This is a genomic window from Actinoplanes sp. NPDC051513, assembly GCF_044454685.1.
GTDB lineage: Bacteria > Actinomycetota > Actinomycetes > Mycobacteriales > Micromonosporaceae > Actinoplanes.
Window position 1 is genome coordinate 314180 of the sequence record NZ_JBITDW010000005.1, and the last position, 21190, is coordinate 335369.

Sequence of the window (21190 nt, forward strand, 5' to 3'; positions counted from 1 at the left end):
TGCGGTCGCCGTCGTCCCGGCCATGTTCACGGGCGTTGCCCGGCCTTGTCCACGATGGCGATCCGCAGCAGCGCGGACTTGTAGATCACCTCGCCCGGCTCCGGGTTCGGTCCCGGCCGGAACTGCGCGGACCCTTTGCCGATGTCCGGCGAGCGGACCACCTTCGCGCCGGCCAGGTCGAACGCGGCCGCGATGATGTTGTGCCCGAGATACCGGTAGGTGGCCGGGTCGAAGACCAGCTCCTGACGCGCGCCCGCCTCGGTGCGCGTCACCGCGACGCCTGCGCGTCCGGCGGCATCGGTCACGTCGCGGCGCACCTGCACGCCGGTGATCCGCCCGGCAGCCCGGAAGGCGGCCTCCTGCACGGCCGGCAGATGGTTCTTGTACAGGATCTCGGCGATCTCGTTGAACGCGCGCTGGTCGTCGGAGAGCCGGACGAATCCGCGGGGCAGTCCGTCCGGCCCGGCGCCGATGGACACCCAGGCCGGTTCGGCGGCCGCGACCGCATACACGTACGCCAGCAGGCCGTCGGCATCGGTGGGGATGCGGCCGGGCCGGTAGGCGGGCTCGGGCGTGCAGGCGACCTGGGGCGTGGTCTCCGGCCGGTCGATCGTCTCGGCCTGCTTGCCGTTCGTGCAGCCGTCGATGTGGGTGCGGGTGGGCGCCTTCCGGGACGGCGCGTCCTGGATCACCAGCCCGTCGCGGGTGCCGTCCACCGACAGCCAGGTCCTGGTGCGCAGCGGCCCGGAGACCGTGGTCCGGCCCTTCCGGTCAATCGTCGACTCGACCTCGACGGAGTCGATGAACAGGAACTGGCCCGGCCGGGCGTCCATCGCCGGGGTGGCGGCCGCGTGCTGGGCCGCCAGCAGCAACACCTGCTCAGCGCCCGGCGGGGCCTGCGGCACGGCGCTCCCCCCGGCCTGGGCGCCGGGGCCGGGTGGCGCGAGCCGGCCACCCGGTGCGCCGGCCGGCTGTGCGGCCACCAGGGCTGCGGCGACGGCCGCGGCGGCAACGGCGGGCGCGCCGATCTTCCAGGCCAGGTGTACGCCGCTCAGCCTGGGCAGCAGCCGGGGGCGGCGTACCGGGCGCCGCATGCCGTTCATCACCCGATGGCGGACCTCGGCCGGCGGGTGGTCATCGGCCGGGGCCAGACTCGCCCCGAGCTCCTCGAGAAGGGACAGGTCAGATTTCATCGTTCTCCCCCATGGTCAGACTCGGGTCGAACTTGCTCAGTGCTTTCCGGACTTGCCGCCGGGCCCGGCTGAGCCGGGATCCGACCGTGCCCGCAGGGATGTTCAAGGCGCCGGCCACCTCGTCGTAGCTGAGCTGCCCCCACGCCACCAGCAGCAGAACGTCGCGGTCGCGGGGCGCCAGGCCGGCCAGGGCATCGGCCAGCGGCCCCCGCGCCGCGTCGGCGACCACCCTGGCCGCCACCCGGTCGGCCGGGCTGTCCTGCACGGTTTCGTGCGCCGAGCGGGCCATGGCCCGGTAGCGCGCCTGTTCCCGCCGCTGGTGGGCGGCCACTTCCCGGGTGAGGATGCCGAACAACCAGGGCCGGGCGTCCTGCCGGTCGAGGTCGTAGGACGCCCGCCCGCGGAACGCCGCGAGGAACGCCTCCGCCACCACGTCGTCGGCGATCCCGGGACCCACCCGTTGGTACGCGTAGCGGTACAGCATTGCGGCGTACCGATCGTAGATCTGCGCGAACCGGTCCGGATCCGCCAACGACGCGCGAATGACCGCGGCGTCCGTGTCGGCGTTCGTTCCGGCCGCTGCCTGCGTTGCCGCAGCCATCAGTGATCTGGCCGTTCCATAACGTCGAGCTCCTGTCGTCGGGTTACCTTCCACACGTATCTATGCGCGAGGAACGATCCGTCTTCATCCTCACTCGCCACGGCTCCGCGGGAAGGCTTCCGGATGGACACCGCGACCGCTTGTTGCTGGCGGTGGCCGCAACCACGAAACAGCGTGAGTCGCGTGACGGCCGGCCCGGCATGGGCCTCGCGGCCCCTGACCCGGCCGGCCGTCGTCGCTGCGGTTGCGGGAGTCGCCCGGCCGTACGATCAGGCGATTTTGTCGTTGAGGATTTTCCGGTTGAAGCCGCCGGCCTCGCGGGCGATCACGACGCGGTCGATCTCGTCGCCGTCCTCGGTCACCCCGCGCAGCGTCATCGTCGTGGTGTGGCCCTCGTCGGCGGGCTCCACGTCGACCGCCAGGAACGAATAGCCCGTGTAGCGGACGCGGGACCAGGTGACCTTCTCGGGGACCCGTTCGCGGCCGTGCGCCCAGACGTACGACTTCACCTCGCCGGCGTCGTGCTCGTGTCCGGCGTACGAGTCGGGGGCGTCGAACTCGTACAGGCCGCGGCCGCCCGCGCCGGCGGTGACGTAGACCGTGCCGTCACGCTCGGGGTGGACGGTGTCGCCGACCGGGGTCCTCTTCGCGACGCCGTTCCTGATCACGTCGGCCCGCTCGTACACGTGGTTGTGGCCGTTGATCACCAGGTCGACCTCGTGCTTGTCGAACAGCGGCACCCACTTGTTGCGCACCCCGCCGTCGGAGGCGTGGGCGGGCGTGGTCGAGTACGCGCAGTGGTGGAAGAACACCACGACGAAGTCCACGTCGGACTGCTCGCGCAGGAACCGCAGCCGCTGGTCGAGCCACGCGGTCTGGGCGCCCCCGGTGTAATCGCGGTTGCCGGCCAGCTCGAAGATGACGTCGTTGGCGTCGAGCGCGATCACGCCGACGTTGCCGTAGATGAACGAGTAGACCCCGGTTGCCTTGCCGGGTCCGTTGTCCGGGAAGGCCCACCGGGTGCGCTGGCCGCCGTAGCCGTCGTGGGAGTAGATCGCCTCCATGTCGTGGTTGCCCATGCAGGCCATCCACGGCACGGTCGAGGCGACCGGCTCGTTCTGGGCGAGGAACTGGTCCCAGGTGCGCGGGTTGTACAGGTCGTCCTTCTGGCCCTTGCCGCTGGCGTCGGCGTAGCAGAGGTCGCCGGCGTGCAGGTGGAACGCGGGCCGCTGGGCGATCAGCATGCCGTCGTTGCCCAGCGCGTGCGAGCTGACCCCCTGGTCGCCGAAGGCGGTGAAGGTGAACGGCTCGGCGACCGCGCGGCGGCTCGGCGCGGTGGTGAACGAGTCGATCCGGCCGAAGTCGGACAGGTCGGTGGGATCGTAGCCGTGGTGGCCGACCGCGTAGTAGTACGTCTTGCCGGGCAGCAGGTTCTCGGCGGCGGCGTGCACGTAGTACTGGTTCGTGGGGGCGATGACGTCGTCGAGCTCGGAGTGCAGGGCCCGCAGGTCGGCATCGATCTTCTCGCCGAGCGCGTCGGGTGAGTCGCCGACGCGCAGGAACGGCTTGGTGACGCGGTGCGGGACCTGCCAGGCGACGTTCATTCCGGTACGCGGGTTGGCGCCCCAGGCGAGGTGGCGGCCGAACGGCACGACCATCCGGCCGGGCAGGGGTGACGACCGGCGCAGGAAGGCGGCGGCCGGACTGCCGATCGCCATCGAGGCGGCCGCCGCGGCGGCGCCGGCTATCAGCGTACGGCGTCTGATCAGCAGCCCGTGCTGCTCGGCCATGCTCAGCCGCGCGGCGAGACGGTCCGGCAGGCCCATTCTGGGGATGTCGATACCCGGCACGCGGATGACCGTATCACCCCGATCAGCCGGGATTGTCCATTAGGTCGATGGTGCGCTGATCTTCACTGCCGTAGAAGCGGGCGATGACCGCCCGGAACGGCGCCGGATCGTGCGCGACCTGGGCAAACAGGGTCATGCTCGAGCGCAGCTTGAGGTCGTCGGGGAACGCGAAGAACTGCGCTTGGTGCGACAGAACGGATTCTGTGCATTCCAGCAGGCGCGGGCCGAGCAGGGTATGGGCGAGGTAGGCGGCCGCTTCGGCGCGTCCGCTGATCGCGTAGCGCTGGGCGGCCGGGCTCGAGCCGAGGCCGGCGATCTGCGGGAAGATGAACCACATCCAGTGCGAGCGCTTGTCTCCCGCGACGATCTCGGCGAGGGCCCGCTCGTACACGCCGTCCTGCGCCGCCACGAACCGCTCCAGATCAGCCACCCGGCCATTCTGTCATTCGCGCTCCATTTGCACCGTTTCCGGCCGAGAGTGGAGACATGTCGGACGGCGAGTTCCACGCCTACGCCGGCCTGCTGGGGTTCTGCGGGCTCGGGCTGCTGGCGCTGGCCGTGCTCGGGTTCGGTCAGCGGTCGTACGCCCGGGTCATCGACGGGGTGATCGGGCTCACGCTCCTCGGCGGGGCCGGCTATCTCGTCGTCTCGTCCGTCGATGCCGGACGCCTGTACCACCTGGTGTTCCTGGCGCCGGCGCTCCTGGTGATCCTGCTGGTGCGGGAGAGGCGCCGTGCTCGGCGCAGGCGGCTCGCCGCCGGCTTGCTTCCCCAGATGTACGTGGCGCCGCCACCGCCCACGCCGTTGACGCCCTTTCCCGCTCCCCCGCCGCCGCTCGGGACCGGCCCGGGCAGCGAGCAGGAAACACCCCATCGGTCGACATATCAGCCGCTGCCGTCGGGGCTCCCCCGCAAGCCCGGGCCGACCATGCCCGGATTGTCGGGAAATCAGGCCAGGTCTTCCGAACATCGAGCGGCCGGGCCGGCTCCGTCCCCTTCATCCCCTTCGCACGTCGAGCCCGGCCTCGGCGGGGTGGCCTCGGGACCGGGCGCGCCGTTGCCCGGCCGGGAGACGTTCCGGCATGCGATGGAGCCGCAGCAGGCCGGGCACGACACGGCCGCCGTGCAGGAGACCAGCAGCCGGCTGCGGCGGCCCGCCTACCTGGAGTCGCACCCGGACTCGCCCGGCGGCGGGCGGCACCGCGCCGCCGACGAACCCGAGCCCCCCGAGGAATGGCCGCCCTACCGGCCGTGAGCGGGGGCGTGGCAGGGTGGCGGCATGGACTACCGCCGTACCTATCGATCGGCCGCCGTCGCGTACGCCGACCTCGTCGCCCGCATCCCCGCCGATCGCTGGGGCTCCCCCGGCCTCGGCGACTGGACGCTGCGCGAGCTCGTCGGGCACACCGCGAGCTCGGCGCTGCGGCAGGTGCCCGACGTGCTCGGCACCCCCGCGCCCGTGGTCGAGGTCGCCACCGCCGAGGGGTACTTCGCGTTCGGCCGGGGCGTGCCCGCGCCGGTCCTCGAAACCGCGGTGGCCGCCTCGAGCGAGGACGCGCGCGCCACCGCCGCGCTGCTCGGCGACGACCCGGCCGCGCTGGTCGGCCAGCTCGCCGGCCGGGCCACCCACGCCCTGGCCGCGGCGGCCGACGACGACATCGTGGCGACCCCCGCCGGGGGCATGCGCGTGCGCGACTGGCTGCCCACCCGCACGTTCGAGCTGGTCGTGCACGGCATCGACGCGGCCGGCGCGGCGGGCGTACCGCACCATCTGGCCCTCGAGGCCGTCGCCGAGGCCACCACGCTGGCCACCCGCCTGGCCGTCGCCCTCGGCGAGGGCGACGCGCTGCTGCGGGCCCTGACCGGCCGGGCCGAGCTGCCGCCGAAGTTCACCGTGCTGTCGACCTGAGGCTTCCGCGCGGCGCAGGCCGTCGCGTCAGAGAAGACCGCGACGGCGGAGGAACACGTACACGCCGAGGCACACACCCGCGATGGTGACGGCGGCCACGCACAGGAAGATCGGATCGCGCCCGACGGGGCTCACCGCCGCGATGAAGCTCACCAGGGCGATGAGGATCGACGGGACCACGGCCGACAGCGACCACGCGGCCAGCCGGGCCATGGTCTGGTTCTGGTACATCGCCACCTTCCCCTGGACGAAGCTCGACACCTCCGCGGCCCACTCCGCCAGAATGGCCATCTCGGTCATCGCCGCCGCCGTCTCCGCGGCCGCCATGCCGTCGGGCAGCCGGGACCGTTCGGTGTTCAGCCGCCGGGCCAGGCCGTGCAACCTGAGCGCCTGCTCGCGCGCGGCGAAGGCCATGTCGATCGCGCGCCATGACCAACCGCCGTCGTCCGTGACCCGGTCGAGGTTGTCGGCAACGGCGGGGTGTGCCGCGCCGATCGACGCGACGGCCGCCAGCAGCAGGGCGGACACCACCCCCGTCGGCCCGGCGGCCCGCAGGGGGAGGCTGTCCCGCAGCCGAGCCCGGGCGCTCTCGACGGCAGGCGAATCGGGCCCGTCGACGAAACTGACCACCGCGCCGTCCGTGACCTGGACGACGACCTGCGTCTCCGCCAGGTGTAGCCCCCACACGTCGTCCCGGTGGATCTCCGCGAACGGGATGCGGAAGTGTTGCCACGTCGCTCCCGGCCGCGGCTCGGCGACGCGCAGCGCCGGCGGGACGTCCTCCGGATCGGACACGTGAAGCCACCGGCACGGCGCGTTGCCGGCCGCCGGCCGGAGCAGGCCGGCCACGGTGGCCTCGGAGCAGGTGACGCCGTCCTCCGAGATCTCCACCACCGCGACCGTGCGGGAGGGCTGCACGTCCGTCAGTCTCCCAGCAGGCGACGCTCCACGGCGACGATGCTGACGCCGAGGCGACAGTGCCTTGCGGCCGTCGCCGACACTGCGGGAGAGTCGCTTGTGGAGTTTCGGGGGGTGGTGCTCGGGCTGGCTGCGGTCGCGGTGTACCGGGATTAGCCTGTCTGCGTGCAGCGCTACGAACAGGTGAAGTCCGAGGCGGCGCTGCGGGACTGGCGGGAGATCCACAACCTGATCATCCCGACCGCGCCGCTGTCGGCCGAGGAGGTCGAGGAGCGGGCGATCCGCCATCACCTCGAGGTGGCCTACCTCGGCGACGTGGCGGTGGGCAACTCGACGGTCCGGCCGCCGGCCGAGGGGACGAGCGTGGTGATCGCGCGGGTGCTGCCCGCGTACCGGCGGCGCGGGTTCGGCGAGCAGCTCTACCGGCGGGCGGTCGAGCACGCGCGGGCGTGGGGGGCGAACACGATCGAGACCATCGTGCTGGAGTCCAACGACGACGGGCTGCGGTTCGCGGTGCGGCACGGGTTCGTCGAGGTCGAGAGGTACGTGCTTCCGGGAGACACAGTGCCGTTCATCGAGCTGCGCCGGGCACCCGGTCGAGCGTGATGCCGAAACTTTCCCGGTAGGCGGCCAGCAGCGCGTCGTCGGTCGGCAGTGCTTCCTCCGTACGCGAATCGCCCTTGGTCCTGATGAATTTGCGGCCGCTGATGGTGAGCCGGGCGTCGCCGTCGAGGCGCGTGCAGATCGTGTTCCGGGTGAAATGGGAGTCCGGGGAGGTCCGCTGGTACCAGCACGTCGGGATGAAGTCCGGCAGGTCGCGCTTTTTCATCTCGATGCGGTATTCGAGGCGTCCGTCCTTGAGGACGTCGACGTCGCCGTCGGGCGACGGCACGATCGTGAAGACGCCGCCGGGGTCGGGCTGCGGGTCGCGGGTGGTGAAATGCAACGGGTACGTGCTGTGCGCGCCGAAACCCACGTCGACCAGCCATCCGTCGACCAGCAGGGTCAGGTGGTCGAAGGGCGGGCCCAGGTGATCGCCGCCGTTGACGCGGCAGGCCAGGCGGGTCACGTCGTGGCCCAGCGCCTCCAGGACCAGGGCGAACGCGCCGTTGAGCTCGTAGCAGAAACCACCTCGCCGGCTTTGGACGATCTTGCGAAACAGGTCGTCCGGGTCGAGGCTGATCCGCTCGCCGAGGTGGATGCTGAGGTTCTCGAAGGGGATCGTCTCCTGGTGGAGGCGGTGCAGGTCGCGCAGGCCGGTCGTGCGGTCCGCGCCGATACGCTCCAGATAGGCGTCGACGTTCATTCCGACAGCGTCGTTGCTGAACCGGGGTTGAGGTCAAGGGATCGAGGGGAATCATGGCCGGCATGACGGTGTGGCCGGGAAATCCTTATCCGCTCGGCGCCACCTACGACGGTGGCGGCACGAACTTCGCGGTCTTCTCCGAGATCGCCGAACGGGTCGAGTTGTGCCTGTTCGACGACGACGGCAACGAGACCCGCATCGACCTGCCCGAGCGGGAGGCGCTCGTCTGGCACGGCTATCTGCCGCGGATCGTGCCGGGCCAGCGGTACGGCTACCGCGTGTACGGGCCCTACGACCCGCATCAGGGGCTGCGCTGCAACCCTTCGAAACTGCTGCTCGATCCGTACGCGAAAGCCATCGACGGCCGCAACGAGTGGAGCGAGGCCCTGTTCGCGTACCAGTTCGGGGATCCGCTGTCGCGCAACGACGCCGATTCCGGGGCGTTCGCGCAGAAGTCCGTGGTGATCAACCCGTTCTTCGACTGGAGCAACGACCGGCCGCTGCGCATCCCGATGTGGGAGACGGTGATCTACGAGACGCACGTCAAGGGGATCACCATGCGGCACCCGGGGATTCCCGAGGACGTGCGCGGAACCTACTCGGGGCTCGCCCACCCGACGATGATCAAGTATTTCCGGGAGCTGGGGGTCACCGCGGTCGAGCTGATGCCGGTGCACCAGTTCGTGCACGACTCGGTGCTGCTCGACCGGGGGCTCACCAACTACTGGGGCTACAACACCATCGGGTTCTTCGCGCCGCACAACGACTACGCCTCGTTCGGCGGGCACGGCGGGCAGGTGCAGGAGTTCAAGACCATGGTGAAGGCCCTGCACCAGGCCGGCATCGAGGTGATCCTCGACGTCGTCTACAACCACACGGCGGAGGGCAACCACCTCGGGCCGACGCTGTCGTTCCGCGGGATCGACAACCCGGCCTACTACCGGCTCGTCGACGCCGACAAGCAGTACTACTACGACACGACCGGCACCGGGAACAGCCTGAACGTGCGCCACCACGAATCGCTGCGGCTGATCATGGATTCGCTGCGGTACTGGGTGACCGAGATGCACGTCGACGGGTTCCGCTTCGACCTGGCGGCGGCGCTGGCCCGCGAGTTCCACGAGGTGGACCGGCTGGCGGCGTTCTTCGACCTGGTCAACCAGGACCCGGTGGTGTCGCAGGTCAAGCTGATCGCCGAGCCCTGGGATGTCGGCGACGGCGGGTACCAGGTCGGCGGATTCCCGCCGCTGTGGACGGAATGGAACGGAAAATACCGCGATTCCGTACGGGATTTCTGGCGGGGCGAGCCGGCCGGCCTCGGCGAGTTCGCGTCCCGCTTCACCGGCAGCTCCGACCTGTACGAGGACGACGGGCGCCGCCCGGTTGCGTCGATCAACTTCGTGACGGCCCACGACGGGTTCACCCTCGAGGACCTGGTCTCGTACAACGAGAAGCACAACGAGGCCAACGGCGAGCAGAACCGCGACGGCGAGAGCTACAACCGGTCGTGGAACTGCGGCGTCGAGGGCCCGACGGAAGACCCGGAGGTCGTGGCGCTGCGCGAAAGGCAGAAGCGAAACTTCCTGGCGACGCTTCTGCTCTCCCAGGGCGTGCCGATGCTCTCGCACGGCGACGAACTGAGCCGCACGCAAGGCGGCAACAACAACGTGTACTGCCAGGACAACGAGATCAGCTGGGTGGACTGGCCGTCGGCCCGCGACGCCGACGTCCTGACCGGCTTCGTGCGCCGCCTCACCAAGCTCCGCGCCGACCACCCGATCTTCCGGCGGCGCCGCTTCTTCACCGGCGACCTGGCCGGCGACACGAAGGTGCCCGACATAGCGTGGCTGCGCCGCGACGGCGAGCCGATGACCGAAGCCGACTGGAACACCCAGAGCGGCATGACGATGACGGTGTACCTGAACGGGCACGGGATCCCGGAGCGCGACGCCCTGGGCGAGGCGATCGCCGACGACTCGTTCCTGCTGCTGTTCAACCCACTGGGCGATCCGGTGTCGTTCACGCTGCCGCCGAAGGACTTCGGGCGCACGTGGGAGGTAGTGGTGAACACGGCGGATCCGCTGCTGGCCCAGCGACGCAGGACCGCCCGGGCGGGTGGGCAGGTGCAGGTGCCCGGGCACACCCTGGAGGTCCTCCGCTGCCGGTACTGAGACGGCCCGGTCGTCAAGGGGCGGCGAGGAACTCCTCGGTGCCCAGCACCCGCAGCAGGTCGAGGCGCTCGCGGGACTCGGCGTCGGCCGGCGTCAGGACCAGGAGCTGCTGGCCGAGGTCGGGCGTCACGAGCGTCTCGCAGTCCATCAGGATCGGGCCGACCCGCCGGTGCACCAGCGTCTTGCGGTCGGCCCGCTTGACCCCTACCTCGTGCGAGGCCCACAGCTCGCGGAACTCCTCGCTGGCCGCGGACAGACGGGCGATCAGCCCGGTCACCGCCGGGTCGCCGGCGCGGCGGCCGGCCACCGCGCGCAGGTCGGCCACCAGCTGGCGGGCGTGCCGCGAGGTCTCGGACGGTGGGTGGATCAGGCGGGCCGACGGCTCGGTGAACCAGCGGTACGCGAGGTAGCGCCGATCGCCGGTGAAGTGCTGGTGGTCGCCCATCAGCAGCATCGAGGCGCGGTTCTGGGCGAGCACCTCCCCCAGGTCGGAGATGACCAGCGCCGGTGTGTCGCCGAGCAGGTCGAGCATCCGTACGAGGCCGGCGCGGGCGAGGCGGGCCACGCCGTCGCCGGGCGGGGGCTGGTGGCCGGCCAGGTGGAACAGGTGGTCGCGCTCGTCGTCGGACAGGCGCAGGGCGCGGGCCAGGGCGCCGAGCAGCTGGGTGGACGGCTGGCTGGAGCGCCCCTGCTCGAGGCGTACGACGTAGTCGACGGACATGCCGGCCAGCATCGCGACCTCCTCGCGCCGCAGCCCGGCCGTGCGGCGGCGGGGGCCGTCGGTGATGCCGACCTCGGCGGGGCGGATGGCCTCGCGGCGGCGGCGCAGGAAATCGGCGAGCTGGTCACGCTGCATGTCTCCATGCTGCCCCGGGTCCGGGCGCGCTGACAGGGAGCGGCGCTCCCACGATGAGCTCTCCGCTCCCGCCCGGCGCGAAACCGGCGCACCGTGGACGGCATGACGACACACAAGCTGGGCCTCGGCGCGATGGGCATGTCCGACGCGTACGGGCCGACGGACCGGGCGGAGAGCATCGCCACCGTCAACGCCGCGCTGGACGCGGGCATCACTCTGATCGACACCGGCGACTTCTACGCCAACGGCCACAACGAGCTGCTGCTCGCCGAGGCGTTGCGCGGCCGGGACCGGGAAAGTTTCGTGCTGAGTGTCAAGTTCGGCATGCTGCGCGGTCCCGGCAACCAGTTTCTCGGTGCCGACGCCCGCCCGGCGGCGGTGAAGAACTTCCTGAACCATTCGCTGACCCGGCTCGGCACCGACTACATCGACATCTACCGGCCGGCGCGGCTCGACCCGGCCGTGCCGATCGAGGACACGGTGGGCGCGATCAAGGAGATGATCGACGCCGGGTACGTGCGGCGGCTCGGCCTGTCCGAGGTCGGCGCCGAGACGATCCGCCGGGCGCACGCCGTGCACCCGGTCGCCGATCTGCAGATCGAGTACTCGCTGATCTCGCGCGGCGTCGAGGACGAGGTGCTGCCGGTGCTGCGCGAGCTGGGCATCGGGATGACCGCGTACGGTGTGCTCAGCCGTGGTCTGATCTCGGGCCATTGGGACCCGGCCGGGGCGAGGCCGGGCGACCACCGCCGCCACATGCCGCGGTTCTCGGACGAGAACGCCGGCCACAACCTCGCGCTGGTGGAGGCGCTGCGGCGGGTCGCCGGGGCCAAGGGTTGCACGGTGGCTCAGCTGGCGATCGCGTGGGTGGCCGCCCAGGGCGACGACATCGTGCCGCTGGTCGGGGCGCGCACCCGCGAGCGGCTGGCCGAGGCGCTGCCGGCGGCCGAGCTGACGCTGACGGACGACGACCTGGCCGAGATCGAGAAGGCGGTGCCGGCCGGATCGGCGCGCGGCGACCGCTATCCCAGCGCGATGATGTCGAGCCTGGCCGTCGGCAACTGAAGCCGCCACCGAAGGCGCAAAGGCGCAATGGCGCAACTGGGCCGTCCGCAGAGAGTGCAAAGTTGACATTGAAGGCGGACAATAGGACGGATGAGGCTGCGGCTGTTTCGCAGGCGGACGCCCACCGACGTCTCCGCCACGTCCGCACGGCGGTCGCTCGCGCTGACCGAGCGGCTCATCTCCCGGCTGGACCGGCTCGAGTTCGCCGAACAAGACCCGGGCCGGCTCGCCGATCTGTTCGAGCTCGACCACCTCGCCACGCAGATCCGGCGCAGCCAGGAGAGCCTGCTGGTGCTCGCGGACGCCGAGCCGGCGAACGGCCGGCGCGAGGCGGAGAGCCTGATCGACGTGCTCCGCGCCGCACAGTCCGAAGTGGAGCAGTACACGCGGGTCGAGGTCGAGGTCGACGAGCCGGACATCCTGGTCGCGGCGGGCGCGGCGCACGACCTCGTCCATCTGGTGGCCGAGTTGCTCGACAACGCGGCGAAATTCTCCTCGCCCGACACCGCCGTCGTCGCGAAAGCGCGGCGGCAGGACGGCGGCGTGCTCGTCGAGATCACCGATGAGGGCGTGGGCCTCGACGACGGCCGGCGGCGGGAGCTCAACGAGCGTCTCGCCGGCCGCGGCCGGGACGCCGAGGGGACGCTGGGGCTGGCGGTGGTCGCGCGTCTCGCGCGGCGGCACGGCCTGCGGGTCGAGCTGAAGCCCGCCGAGCCGGGCGCCGTGGCCGAGGTCGCCCTGCCCGAGCGCCTGATCGTCGCGACGCGGGAGACGCCCGATCCGGCGCCGGTCCGGGTCGAGATGCCCGAGAGCCCGGTCATGCCGCCGCTGGCTGAGCGGGTCCGGGCGGTCGTCGCCACGATGTCCCGGACCGGGGTGGAGACCACGGACGAGGGCGATTTCACGATCAACGGCCCGATTGTCGTACGGGTCAAAGCGAACCCGCCGATGGTGGACGTCCTCTCCCCGCTGCTCGGCGGGGTCGAGGAAAGTGAGCAGCTGCGCGCGAAACTTTCCGAGCTGACCGCCGGCATGCCGGTCGGCAGGCTGTACTGGGCCGGCGGCACGGTGTGGGCCTCGGTGCCGGTGTTCGGTCACGACTTCCAGGGCACCCACCTCAAGCTCGCCGTCCAGGTGATGACCGGCCTGGCCCGCGACGAGAGCCTGAAGGACCAGCTGAAGGTGGATGCGGAAGGTGGCGACTAGCCCGTTCAGCGAATGTCTGCGCATTTGTCGGTTGAAGTCCGCTTACGCCACTACTATGCGGAATTTCGCGGTCCCGTCATGGCCGATTCGACCAATTCCGCCCAGTGACCCTCATCCCTGTGATGGACGCTGCTGCATGATGCAGATTTGTGGCGGGTAGAACTGGAGCCGTGCGCCGCCGGTACCTGATCCTCGCCATCTGCTGCATGAGCCTGTTCATCGTCGGTCTCGACACCACGATCGTGAACATCGCGCTCCCGTCGCTGCGGACCGACCTCGACGCGTCGGTGGCCGGCCTGCAATGGACCATCGACGCGTACACGCTGGTGCTGGCGAGCCTGCTGGTGCTCTCGGGATCGACCGCCGACCGGATCGGCCGCCGCCGGGTCTTCCAGACCGGGCTGGCGCTGTTCACGATCGGGTCGCTGCTGTGCAGCGTGGCGCCGGGCCTCGGCTGGCTGATCGCGTTCCGGGCGATGCAGGCCATCGGCGGCTCGATGCTCAACCCGGTGGCCATGTCCATCATCACGAACGTGTTCACCGAGCCGCGCGAGCGGGCCCGCGCGATCGGCGTGTGGGGCGCGGTGGTCGGCATCAGCCTCGCCCTCGGGCCGGTGGCCGGCGGCGCGCTGGTCGACTCGCTGGGCTGGCGGTCGATCTTCTGGGTGAACGTGCCGGTCGGGGTGGCCGCGTTCCTGCTCGCCGCGAAGTTCGTGCCCGAGTCCCGGGCGCCGAAGCCGCGGCGGATCGACCCGATCGGCCAGGTGCTGGTGTTCCTGGTGCTGACCGCGTTCACGTACGGGATCATCGAAGGGCCGGGAGCGGGCTGGACCTCGTACGAGATCGTGGGTTGCTTCGGTCTTGGCGTCCTCGCCCTGGTGACGCTGCTGATCTATGAGCCGCGGCGCCAGGAGCCCCTCATCGACCTGCGCTTCTTCCACAGCGTGCCGTTCAGCGGGGCCACCCTGATCGCGGTGTCGGCGTTCGCGTCGCTGGCCGGCTTCCTGTTCCTGAACTCGATCTACCTGCAGGACGTGCGGGGGCTGTCGCCGCTGCACGCGGGTCTGTGGACCCTGCCGATGGCGGCGATGACCGTAGTGTTCTCGCCGTTGTCGGGGCGGCTCGTCGGTTCGGTCGGCACGCGGCTGCCGCTGACCCTCGCCGGGGCCGGGTTCATCGCGGGCATCCTGCCGCTGACCCGGCTCTCCGCGACCACGCCGTTCTGGCTGCTGACGGTCAGCTACGTGCTGTTCGGGTTCGGCTTCGCCATGGTGAACTCGCCGATCACGAACACGGCCGTGTCGGGCATGCCGCGCGAGCAGGCCGGGGTGGCGGCGGCGATCGCGTCGACGAGCCGGCAGGTGGGCGGCGCGCTCGGCGTGGCGGTGCTGGGCGCGGCGGTGTCGACGGCGACCAGCGCGGACTTCGCGGCCCGCAGCCGCATCGGGTGGTGGATCATCGTGGGGCTGGGCGCGGTGGTGCTGATCCTCGGCCTGGTCACGACCGGGAAGTGGGCGCGCGGCACGACCGAGCGGGTCGCGGCGCACATCGAGTCGCCGGCGGCGGCCACAATGGCTCGGTGAGTCTCAAGCGGGTCGGCTCGGCGGCGGCGGCCGCCGTGGTGCTGCTTCTCGGCGTGTACGCCGGATTTCTGGGCCACCGGTCGCGGCACCCGGTGTCGCTGGCGCCGTCCGGACCGTACCCGGTCGGGCGGGCCGCCCAGGAGATCGCCGACCGGTCGCGGACCGACGAGCTGGCGCCGCTCGGCGGGAATCCGCGGGTGCTGTCGGTGTGGCTCTGGTACCCGGCGGCGTCGCGGGGATCGACGGCGGCCTACGCGCCCGGGCCCTGGGCCGGGCTGCGCCGGTTCGGGTGGGGGCAGACGACGTTCTCCCGGGTCACCACCGGGACCTATGCCGACGTGCCGTTTGCCGACGGGACGTTTCCGCTGGTGGTGTTGCTGCCCGGGCTGGGGTTGTCGGCGCCGCAGTACCAGGCTCTCGCGGCGTCGATCGCATCGCGGGGATATGTGGTGGCCGGGGTGACGCCGACCTACAGCGCCGGGCTCTCGGTGATCGGCGGGAATGCCGTTCGCTCCTCGGCCGCCGGCGAGATGCTCTCCGGCCCGGGCGCGGCCCGGCTGGCCGCGGTGTGGGCGGCCGATGCCCAGTTCGCGGCGCGGCAGGTCGGGGTGCTGCTCGGGACCCACGTGAACCTCCGGCAGGTCGTCTATGCCGGGCACGAATTCGGCGGGGCGGTGGCCCTCGAGGCCTGTCGTGCCGACGCGGCGTGCGTGGGTGCGGCCGATCTGGACGGCGCGCCCAGCGGGAAGGTGGTCAGCGCCGGGTTGCAGCGGCCGCTGCTGATGCTGGGGTCGCCGCTCTCGCCCACCGGGCAGTCGCTGCTGGCCGCGAGCGGGAGGTCGGCGTGGGCGTACACGATCGCCGGGGCCCGGTCCTACGACTTCACCGACTACGCGGCATATTGGCTGGCGGCGCCGGTGCGGGCGGCGCTGCCGCTGGGCAACCCGCGGGCGCTCGCGATCGCCGGGGACTACCTGGCAGCGTTCCTGCCGGTCGCGGTGCAAGGTGCGACATGGCGACCACCGTCGATCTCCGGGGTGCGCGAGGCTGACATGCTTAGCCGATGAGCTCGATCGTTCAAGTGTTCGACGAAGCCGCGGAGGCGTACGAGAACGTCGGCGTCCCGTTCTTCAAGCCGATCGGCGCGGCCCTGGTCGCCGCCGCCCGGGTCAAGCCCGGCGAACGGGTCCTCGATGCGGGCTGCGGCACCGGGGCCGTGCTGCTGCCGCTGGCCGAGGCGGTCGGGCTCACCGGGCGCGTGACCGGAATCGATCTGGCACCCGGCATGGTCGCGCGGGCGTCGGCCGCGGCGACCGGGCTGCCGCAGGTGACCGTCCGGTCCGGCGATGCCCAGGCGCCGGCGTTCGCGGCGGGCTCGTTCGACCTGATCACCTCCGGGCTGGTGCTGTTCTTCCTGCCCGACCCGCCGGCGGCGCTGACGGCGTACCGCACGCTCCTGAAGCCCTCGGGCCGCGTGGCCGTCAGCAGCTTCGCGCGGTACGACCCGCGATATCCCCAGGCCATGCGAGTCCTCGCGCGTTTCGCCCAGGATCCGCCGCCGCCACCACAGCACCACCCGATCTTCGAATCCGCCGAGAGCCTGCGCGCGGCCGTCCTCGCCGCGGGCTTCGCCACGGCGACTGCCACCGAGGTGTCCGTCCGCAGCGATTTCCGCGACGCCGCCCACGTGTACGAGTGGATCGCGTCGCACGGCGGCCGCCAGCTCGTCTCCCGGATCCCCCGGTCCCGGCGGGCGGCCGCCATCGCCACGCTGGCGTCCGAATTGGAACACCCCCTCGAGTTCGAGACGCGCATCCGGATCGTGATCGGCACGTGCTGATCATCGTCAGCGGGGCGCCGGGGACGGGGAAGAGCACGCTCGCGCACGCCCTCGGCCGTCTCGTGGGCTGGCCGGTGATCAGCCGGGACGAGATCCGCGAGGGCGTGATCCACGCCGGGACGCCGGACGAGGGTTTCCTCACCACGTACCGGATATTTCGGGAGACAGTCGGCGGGCTGGTGCGCGGCGGGGTCTCGGCGATCGCGGAGGCGGCGTTCCAGGACCACAACTGGCGGCCCCTGCTCGGCCTCGGCCCGACCCGCATCGTCCGCTGCGTGACCGCACCGGCGGTGGCCCGCGACCGGGTGCTCCGGCGGGCGTCGATGCCGGCCACGCCCATCGGCGTACGTGAATGGGTCCCGATCGCGTCGGCCGACCCCACGCTGATCGTCGACACGAGCGACGGCTACTCCCCCGGCCTCGACGAGATCGCCGCCTTCGCCCGCGAGCAGCCGCCGTCTTCGTAGCCGGGCGGGCGTAGCGTGATCGCATGGAGCAACGCATCACCCTGGTCACGCTGGGGGTTACGGATCTCCCTCGCGCCCGGCGCTTCTACGAGGCCCTGGGCTGGCGCGGCCAGGAGGTCGAGGAGACGGTCTTCTTCCAGGCGGGCGGATTGGCGCTGGTCCTGTGGAGCCGCGACAAGCTGGCGGCCGACTGCGGCCTCGAGCCCGAGCCGCCGGCGCGGTTCGGCGGAATCGTGCTGGCGCACAACGTCCGGTCCGACGCCGAGGTGGACGATCTGCTCGAGGCGGTGCAGCGAGCGGGCGGAACCATCACCAAACCCGCGGGCCGCAATGCCGTCGGCTTCTACTCCAGCGCCTTCACCGACCCCGACGGTCACGCCTGGGAAGTCGCGTGCAACCCGGGGTTCCCCCTCGCCGAGGACGGCTCGCTCGTGCTTCCCGACTTCGGCCGTGGCTCGTGAGCTTCGTCGGGACATGACCGCCGCGGGCTGCGAGTTCGTGATCCGTTCCCCGCAGCCCCTTCACCGACTGGTCATTGGCCGGCGGCGCGGCTGGCCAGGACCTGCCGCGCGTGTGCCTCCCACCGCTGGTGGGCGAGCGAGTACTGCTGCTCCCACGCGTCGCGCTGCTCCTCGAAGCCCTCGAGCCACTCGCCGGTCTCGGAATCGAAGCCCTCGGGGTAGATGTAGTTGCCGTCGTTGTCGTAGTTCGCGGCCATCCCATACAGGGTCGGATCGAACAGCTCTTCGCTGTCGACGAACACCTCGTTGGCCTGCCGCAGCGACAGCGAGATGCGCCGGCGCTCGAGGTCGATGTCGATGACCTTGACAAACACCTCGTCGCCGACCTGGACGATCTGCTCGGGCCGCTCGATGTGCCCCTCGGCCAGCTCGGAGATGTGCACGAGCCCCTCGATGCCCTCGTCGACCCGCACGAACGCGCCGAACGGCACGAGCTTGGTGACCACGCCGGGGACGATCTGGTTGAGCGCATGCGTACGGGCGAAGTGGCGCCACGGGTCTTCCTGCGTCGCCTTGATCGACAGCGACACCCGCTTCTTGGCCTGGTCGACCTCGAGCACCTCGACCTCGACCTCCTGGCCGACCTGCACCACGTCGGCCGGGTGGTTGATGTGCCGCCAGGACAGCTCGGAGACGTGCACGAGCCCGTCGACGCCACCGAGGTCGACGAACGCCCCGAAGTTGACCACGCTGGAGATGATGCCCTTGCGGACCTGCCCCTTCTGGAGCTTGCCGAGCAGCTCGCCGCGGTTGGCGGTCTGGTGCTGCTCGAGCCAGGCGCGGCGGGACAGGACCACGTTGTTGCGGTTCTTGTCCAGCTCGATGATCTTCGCGTCCAGCTCGCGGCCCACGTACGGCTGCAGGTCGCGCACCCGGCGCATCTCGACCAGCGAGGCGGGCAGGAAGCCGCGCACGCCGATGTCGAGGATCAGGCCGCCCTTGACGACCTCGGTGACCGGGCCGCGCACGTACCCGTCCTCCTGCTTGATCGCCTCGATGCGCGCCCAGGCCTGCTCGCGCAGGATCTGAGCGGGGTCGGGCGCGGGCGCCACCGGCACAGCGCCCGGCTCGGGCGCGGGCCCGGGCGCCGGCGGCGCCGGCACAGCGCCCAGCTCGGCCGCAGGCTCAACCGCGGGTTCCGCCGCAGGCTCCGCCACAGCGCCCGGCTCGGCCACAGGCTCCGCCACAGCGCCCGGCTCGGCCACAGGCTCCGCCACAGCGCCCGGCTCGGCCGCGGGCTCCGCCACAGCGCCCGGCTCGGCCGCGGGCTCCGCCACAGCGCCCGGCTCGATCGCGGGCTCCGCCACGGCGCCCGGCTCGATCGCAGGCTCCGGCACAGCACTCGGCTCGGCACCTGGCGCAGCGCTCAGCTCGGCCATGGGCTCGGGCGCGGCCTCGGAAGGGGCCGGCTCGGGAGGCGCGGGAACAGCGGTGGGCTCAGCGGGAGAAGGGACAACGGATTCGGGCGAGCTCATCGACATTCCACCTTTGTCGTCGAACATCAGAGCTTACCAATCCGCAGGCTCGCCTCGGAAGGAGCCGAAACCGGTCGGAAAACGCCGTCGAGGGCCAGATCGATCGATCGACCCGCCGCGATCACGGCCTCGCCCGCCGTGGGAGCGCTTTCCACCACCCCCTCGACCATGCCGAACAGCAGCACGAGATCGTCGGGAACCAGGTCGGCGCGCACGCGGCCGTCCTCCTGCGCCCGCCGCAGCGGGCCGTCCAGCACGGTGATCACCCGCCGAAGGTATCGGCCCCGGGTCGCGGAGTCGAGCCGCCGGGTCAACTGGACGAGTGGCCGCATCGTCACCTGGACTTGCAGGATCGCGTCGAGAGCCTTGCGAAAGGTCGCCGGCTGCTCCAGCCCGGCGGCCACACAGCTCTCCAGACGCTCGATGAGATACGCGATGACCGCGCCCGCCAGAGCCACCCGATCGGGGAAGTGGCGGTAGAGGGTCGCCTGCCCGATCCCGGCCCGCCGGGCGATCTCCGGCATGCCGACCACCGGCTGCTGGCTGGTCATCACCTCGCACGCGGCCATCAGGATCGCCGTGCGGTTGCGTTGCGCGTCCCGGCGGCGGGCCGGCTGAGCACCGTAGAGCACCGCGGCCTCCTCGACGTGACCTACGTTACTGGCAAGTAACGATAATGTCATGAAGTTCAAATTCTCGGAACGGTTTCCTACCGTCCAGTAACCGGGGCGCGCTCCCCGGCCCCGCTGTACCACGACGCGAACGCCCCCGGCCGGACCATCACGATCGCGGGCGGCTCCTACGTGGACGCGGCGGCGGACCTTCGTGATCGCCGCCGGATGAAGTCGGACGTATGCCCGGCGAAACGCGGGGTAATTGCAGGTCATGCACCGGTACGGGGACGAGGTGGCGGCGATCGCGCGCCCGCTGCGCGACCCGGGCGACCTGGATGTGCTGCTCGATCGGGCCGGGAACGCGCGGGTCATGCTGATCGGCGAGGCCAGCCACGGCACGCATGAGTTCTACGCGTGGCGGGCCGCGCTGACCCGCCGGCTGATCGAGGAGTGCGGGTTCTGTTTCGTCGCGGTCGAGGGCGACTGGCCGGACTGCGCGCGCGTGGACGCCACGCTGCGCGACGGTCCGGCGCCGCGGCAGGCGCTGCTCGGGTACGACCGGTGGCCGACCTGGATGTGGGCCAACGAGGAGACCGTCGACTTCGCGGAATGGCTGCGGGGCCACAACCGCCGCACCGGCGCCGCGGCCGGCTTCCACGGCCTCGACGTGTACTCGCTGTGGCAGTCGCTGCGGGAGATCCTCGTCTGGCTGCGCGAGTACGAGCCGGACCTCGTGCCGGTCGCGCTGCGCGCCTACCACTGCTTCGAGCCCTACCACGAAGATCCACAAGCTTATGCGTACGCGACCAGATTCGTCCCGCACAGCTGCGAGGACCAGGTCGTCCGGATGCTGATCGAGCTGCGCGGCAACGACTTCGGCGTCTGGCAGAACGCCGAGGTGGTGGCCGGCGCCGAGCACTACTACCGGGCGATGATCGAGGGCGGCGCGCGGTCGTGGAACGTGCGCGACCGGCACATGGACGCGACGCTCGGCCGCCTGCTGGACCACTACGGCCCCCACTCCCGCGCCGTGGTCTGGGCGCACAACACGCACGTCGGCGACGGCCGGGCGACCGACCAGTCCGAGCACGGCGAGGTCACGCTGGGCGAGCTGGCCCGCGAACGCTACGGCGCCGGCCAGGTCGTGCTCGTCGGCTTCGGCTCGCACCACGGAACCGTCGTCGCCGGCCACTCCTGGGGCGCGCCGATGGAAGTGATGGACGTGCCGGCCGGGCGGCCGGGTTCGCTCGAGGACGTCCTGCACGCCGCGGCGCCGCCGTCGGCGCTGTTCGTCTTCCCGCCCCTGGGCGAGCGCCCCGATCTGCTGGTGGACGAGGTGCCCCACCGGGCGATCGGGGTGGTCTACCGCCCGGAGCGCGACCGCTGGGCCAACTACGTCCCGTCGGCGCTGGGCGACCGGTACGACGCGTTCCTGTGGATCGACGAGAGCAGGGCGCTCAGGCCCCTGCACCCGCTGCACGTCGACGTCCGCGAGCCGGAGACGTTCCCCAGCGGCGTCTGAAAAAATAATCCGGGGACGCTGTCGGATCGGTGCACGGCCGTTCGTAGCAGGGGTGAGAGGCTGCCCGCGAGAGGCGCCCCTGACGAGAAGGGCC

At 71.4% G+C, this 21190-nt stretch carries 21 protein-coding genes; 12 read left to right on the top strand and 9 right to left on the bottom strand.

The annotated features are described in order from the left end of the window. Positions 1–26: 26 nt before the first annotated feature. The 4 genes from ACIA5D_RS19355 to ACIA5D_RS19370 all read right to left on the bottom strand — a co-directional run bounded on the left by ACIA5D_RS19355 (position 27) and on the right by ACIA5D_RS19370 (position 4074). Positions 27–1193: a CU044_5270 family protein gene (locus ACIA5D_RS19355; protein ID WP_396031345.1), complete on the bottom strand. Its 1167-nt coding sequence runs from the start codon at positions 1191–1193 to the stop codon at positions 27–29. After that, the gene (locus ACIA5D_RS19360; protein ID WP_396031346.1) at positions 1183–1794 is read right to left on the bottom strand and encodes an RNA polymerase sigma factor; all 612 of its coding nucleotides are present in this window, start codon (positions 1792–1794) and stop codon (positions 1183–1185) included. Before ACIA5D_RS19360 ends, ACIA5D_RS19355 begins: the two co-directional genes overlap by 11 nt. 269 nt (positions 1795–2063) lie before the next feature. Beyond that, positions 2064–3644, bottom strand: coding sequence for a purple acid phosphatase family protein (locus ACIA5D_RS19365; protein ID WP_396031347.1), 1581 nt, complete (start codon positions 3642–3644; stop codon positions 2064–2066). Between the two features lie 22 nt (positions 3645–3666). After that, positions 3667–4074, bottom strand: coding sequence for a DUF1810 domain-containing protein (locus tag ACIA5D_RS19370; RefSeq protein ID WP_396031348.1), 408 nt, complete (start codon positions 4072–4074; stop codon positions 3667–3669). A gap of 56 nt (positions 4075–4130) precedes the next feature. Here ACIA5D_RS19370 and ACIA5D_RS19375 point away from each other — a divergent pair, with 56 nt between their 5' ends. After that, positions 4131–4898 carry a hypothetical protein gene (locus ACIA5D_RS19375; RefSeq protein ID WP_396031349.1) on the top strand — a complete coding sequence of 256 codons (768 nt, stop codon included), beginning with the start codon at positions 4131–4133 and terminating at the stop codon, positions 4896–4898. A gap of 24 nt (positions 4899–4922) precedes the next feature. Beyond that, positions 4923–5552, top strand: coding sequence for a maleylpyruvate isomerase N-terminal domain-containing protein (locus ACIA5D_RS19380; protein WP_396031350.1), 630 nt, complete (start codon positions 4923–4925; stop codon positions 5550–5552). A 27-nt stretch (positions 5553–5579) separates the two neighbouring features. Here the strand turns inward: ACIA5D_RS19380 and ACIA5D_RS19385 are convergent, their stop codons facing one another. After that, positions 5580–6470: a hypothetical protein gene (locus tag ACIA5D_RS19385; protein ID WP_396031351.1), complete on the bottom strand. Its 891-nt coding sequence runs from the start codon at positions 6468–6470 to the stop codon at positions 5580–5582. Positions 6471–6635: 165 nt separating this feature from the next. Between ACIA5D_RS19385 and ACIA5D_RS19390 the strand changes: the two genes are divergently transcribed. Then, positions 6636–7076, top strand: coding sequence for a GNAT family N-acetyltransferase (locus ACIA5D_RS19390; protein WP_396031352.1), 441 nt, complete (start codon positions 6636–6638; stop codon positions 7074–7076). Here the strand turns inward: ACIA5D_RS19390 and ACIA5D_RS19395 are convergent. After that, positions 7042–7776, bottom strand: coding sequence for an arylamine N-acetyltransferase (locus ACIA5D_RS19395; protein WP_396031353.1), 735 nt, complete (start codon positions 7774–7776; stop codon positions 7042–7044). The genes ACIA5D_RS19390 and ACIA5D_RS19395 overlap by 35 nt on opposite strands. A gap of 62 nt (positions 7777–7838) precedes the next feature. Here ACIA5D_RS19395 and glgX point away from each other — a divergent pair, with 62 nt between their 5' ends. After that, positions 7839–9947: a glycogen debranching protein GlgX gene (glgX, locus tag ACIA5D_RS19400; RefSeq protein WP_396031354.1), complete on the top strand. Its 2109-nt coding sequence runs from the start codon at positions 7839–7841 to the stop codon at positions 9945–9947. Between the two features lie 13 nt (positions 9948–9960). Here the strand turns inward: glgX and ACIA5D_RS19405 are convergent, their stop codons facing one another. Then, positions 9961–10803: a helix-turn-helix transcriptional regulator gene (locus tag ACIA5D_RS19405; RefSeq protein WP_396031355.1), complete on the bottom strand. Its 843-nt coding sequence runs from the start codon at positions 10801–10803 to the stop codon at positions 9961–9963. 102 nt (positions 10804–10905) lie between these two features. On the opposite strand from ACIA5D_RS19405, the gene ACIA5D_RS19410 reads away from it, so the two are divergent. The 7 genes from ACIA5D_RS19410 to ACIA5D_RS19440 all read left to right on the top strand — a co-directional run bounded on the left by ACIA5D_RS19410 (position 10906) and on the right by ACIA5D_RS19440 (position 17425). Then, the gene (locus tag ACIA5D_RS19410; RefSeq protein ID WP_396031356.1) at positions 10906–11868 is read left to right on the top strand and encodes an aldo/keto reductase; all 963 of its coding nucleotides are present in this window, start codon (positions 10906–10908) and stop codon (positions 11866–11868) included. A 90-nt stretch (positions 11869–11958) separates the two neighbouring features. After that, positions 11959–13074, top strand: coding sequence for a sensor histidine kinase (locus ACIA5D_RS19415; RefSeq protein WP_396031357.1), 1116 nt, complete (start codon positions 11959–11961; stop codon positions 13072–13074). 170 nt (positions 13075–13244) lie between these two features. Further along, a complete protein-coding gene (locus ACIA5D_RS19420; protein WP_396031358.1) occupies positions 13245–14657 on the top strand; it encodes an MFS transporter in 1413 nt (470 codons plus the stop codon). Next, positions 14654–15724: a hypothetical protein gene (locus ACIA5D_RS19425; RefSeq protein WP_396031359.1), complete on the top strand. Its 1071-nt coding sequence runs from the start codon at positions 14654–14656 to the stop codon at positions 15722–15724. Before ACIA5D_RS19420 ends, ACIA5D_RS19425 begins: the two co-directional genes overlap by 4 nt. Next, positions 15721–16497, top strand: coding sequence for a class I SAM-dependent methyltransferase (locus tag ACIA5D_RS19430; protein ID WP_396031360.1), 777 nt, complete (start codon positions 15721–15723; stop codon positions 16495–16497). Before ACIA5D_RS19425 ends, ACIA5D_RS19430 begins: the two co-directional genes overlap by 4 nt. Further along, a complete protein-coding gene (locus tag ACIA5D_RS19435) occupies positions 16491–16964 on the top strand; it encodes an AAA family ATPase (protein WP_396031361.1) in 474 nt (157 codons plus the stop codon). The genes ACIA5D_RS19430 and ACIA5D_RS19435 overlap by 7 nt, the downstream gene beginning before the upstream one ends. 23 nt (positions 16965–16987) lie before the next feature. Next, the gene (locus ACIA5D_RS19440) at positions 16988–17425 is read left to right on the top strand and encodes a VOC family protein (protein ID WP_396031362.1); all 438 of its coding nucleotides are present in this window, start codon (positions 16988–16990) and stop codon (positions 17423–17425) included. Between the two features lie 71 nt (positions 17426–17496). On the opposite strand, the gene ACIA5D_RS19445 is transcribed toward ACIA5D_RS19440, so the two are convergent. Both ACIA5D_RS19445 and ACIA5D_RS19450 read right to left on the bottom strand, forming a co-directional pair. Beyond that, complete coding sequence (locus ACIA5D_RS19445; protein WP_396031689.1) at positions 17497–18864, bottom strand: S1 RNA-binding domain-containing protein; 1368 nt, start codon at positions 18862–18864, stop codon at positions 17497–17499. Positions 18865–18986: 122 nt separating this feature from the next. Then, positions 18987–19592: a TetR/AcrR family transcriptional regulator gene (locus tag ACIA5D_RS19450; protein ID WP_396031363.1), complete on the bottom strand. Its 606-nt coding sequence runs from the start codon at positions 19590–19592 to the stop codon at positions 18987–18989. A 253-nt stretch (positions 19593–19845) separates the two neighbouring features. Here ACIA5D_RS19450 and ACIA5D_RS19455 point away from each other — a divergent pair, with 253 nt between their 5' ends. Then, positions 19846–21096, top strand: coding sequence for an erythromycin esterase family protein (locus tag ACIA5D_RS19455; RefSeq protein ID WP_396031364.1), 1251 nt, complete (start codon positions 19846–19848; stop codon positions 21094–21096). The last annotated feature ends 94 nt before the right edge of the window (positions 21097–21190 follow it).